Annotated in this window: 3 protein-coding genes; all 3 read left to right on the top strand. The window is 40.6% G+C overall.

Annotated elements, in window-relative coordinates:
• Positions 1 to 7: 7 nt before the first annotated feature.
• Positions 8 to 766, top strand: a complete 759-nt coding sequence (locus tag OQ279_RS18705) for a thiazole synthase (RefSeq protein WP_266071382.1) — start codon at positions 8 to 10, stop codon at positions 764 to 766.
• Between the two features lie 11 nt (positions 767 to 777).
• The gene (locus OQ279_RS18700; protein ID WP_266071381.1) at positions 778 to 1770 is read left to right on the top strand and encodes a ThiF family adenylyltransferase; all 993 of its coding nucleotides are present in this window, start codon (positions 778 to 780) and stop codon (positions 1768 to 1770) included.
• A gap of 109 nt (positions 1771 to 1879) precedes the next feature.
• On the top strand, positions 1880 to 2110 hold a 231-nt coding region (locus tag OQ279_RS18695), incomplete at its 3' end, for a hypothetical protein (RefSeq protein WP_266071380.1).

Below are 2110 nucleotides of genomic sequence, written 5' to 3'. Positions count from 1 at the left end.
GTTAAGAATTGCAGATCGTACGTATCAGTCCAGGTTGCTGCTGGGAACAGGAAAATATCCATCTTTTGAGGTACAAAAGAAGGCAGTAGACGTCTCTGAAAGTGAAATTCTTACATTTGCAGTAAGAAGAATGAATATTTTTGAGGAAACACAGCCTAATTTTTTAGAGCAGCTTGATTTAAAGAGATATACATTATTGCCTAATACAGCAGGTGCAAAAACAGCGGAAGAGGCGGTTAGAATTGCAAAATTGGCTAAAGCATCAGGATTATGTGACATGATAAAAGTAGAAGTGATTGGCTGTGATCGTTCGCTGCTGCCAGACCCTGTTGAAACGCTGAAAGCTTCTGAGTTATTACTGGAGGAAGGCTTCATCGTTCTTCCTTATACATCAGATGATGTCGTTCTGGCAAAACGGCTTGAACAGCTTGGTGTTCATGGCATTATGCCCGGTGCATCTCCAATTGGATCAGGGAGAGGAATTATCAATCCATTAAATCTCCAGTTTATCATTGAACAAAGTAATGTACCTGTTATTGTTGATGCTGGAATTGGTTCACCGAAGGATGCTGCATATGCCATGGAGCTCGGAGCGGATGCTGTCTTATTAAACACAGCTGTTTCAGGGGCGGAGGATCCTGTAAAAATGGCATTGGCAATGAAAATGGCAGTAGAAGCAGGAAGATTAGGGTATGAAGCAGGCAGAATTCCCCAAAAAAACTATGGTGTTGCAAGCAGTCCGATGACAGGGATGATCACATCTTGAACAGCCGTTACTTGAAACAGGAATTATTCATCGGCAAAAAAGGACAGAAGAAAATAGAAGAGAGCACAATAGTTGTGTTTGGAATGGGTGCTTTAGGTTCTGCGATCTCGGAAATGCTTGTACGTGCTGGTGTTGGGAAATTGATTATAGCAGATCGTGATTATGTAGAATGGAGCAATCTGCAAAGACAGCAGCTGTACACAGAGGAAGATGCAAAGCAGAAACTGCCTAAAGCAGTAGCTGCAAAACAGCGTCTTCAATCCATAAACAGTCAAACAATCATAAAAGAGTATGTAATGGATATTTATTTTCAAAATGTGGAGGAATTGGCGGAAGGAGCATCCATTCTAATGGATGCAACAGATAATTTTGAAACGAGATTAGTGATTAATGATGCTGCCATGAAACATAATATCCCATTTGTCTTTGGCGCTTGTGTCGGCAGCTATGGAATGACTTATCCGGTCTTGTCTGGAAAGGGACCATGCTTTCATTGTCTGGTTGACTATATTCCATCGCAAAATGTAACGTGCGATACAGAAGGAGTAATTAGTCCAATTGTCCAGTGGGTTGCTTCTATGCAAGTTGCACAAGCCATGCAGATCCTAAGCGGTGAAGATGTAACATCGACTTTACGGTCTTTTGATATTTGGAAAATGGAGCATGCAGAGATGAATGTCGAAAAACTGAAGAACCTTGATTGTCCATGCTGTGGAATAGAGAGACTTCATCCTTTTTTAACCATGGAGAAACAAACGAAAGCTGATATTTTATGCGGGAGGGATGCTGTTCATATCCGTCCTCCGGTACCGAGAACACTGGATCTCAAATATTTGTCAAAGCAATGGGAACAGCAGACCACAAATATGCTGGCTAATACACATTTACTTTCATTTCAGTATGAGCCTTATCGCGTAATATTATTCAAGGATGGGCGCGCCATCATTCATGGAACCGCTGATATCACGATGGCCAAAAACGTATATACAAGATTGACCGGTTAACCTTTGATCTTCCATAACCTCATGGGATAAAATTTTCTATGAGGTTATTTTTATACATTCAGGAAGGATAAGTGCAACTAAGTTCAACTTTATTAATAGGAGGGATAAAATGGGTTTATTCGATAAGCTGTTTGGCGGAAGAAAAGAATCCCTGCAGGAACAAACGAACACAAAAAGAAGTACAGAGGCCACAATCAGCATGTATGTCGTGTATAAGAATTTTGAAGATACAGAAGAAGATATACAGAATCATTATGCAGTAGAGGAAGAGATCTGGACTTATTCAAGCTTAGGGGAATCTTCGCCGATTTCTGAGTATTGGGCAAGGAGACAAAATATT

The organism is Salinimicrobium profundisediminis, assembly GCF_026241755.1.
GTDB lineage: Bacteria > Bacteroidota > Bacteroidia > Flavobacteriales > Flavobacteriaceae > Salinimicrobium > Salinimicrobium profundisediminis.
This window is presented reverse-complemented; position numbering and strand designations above follow the sequence as displayed.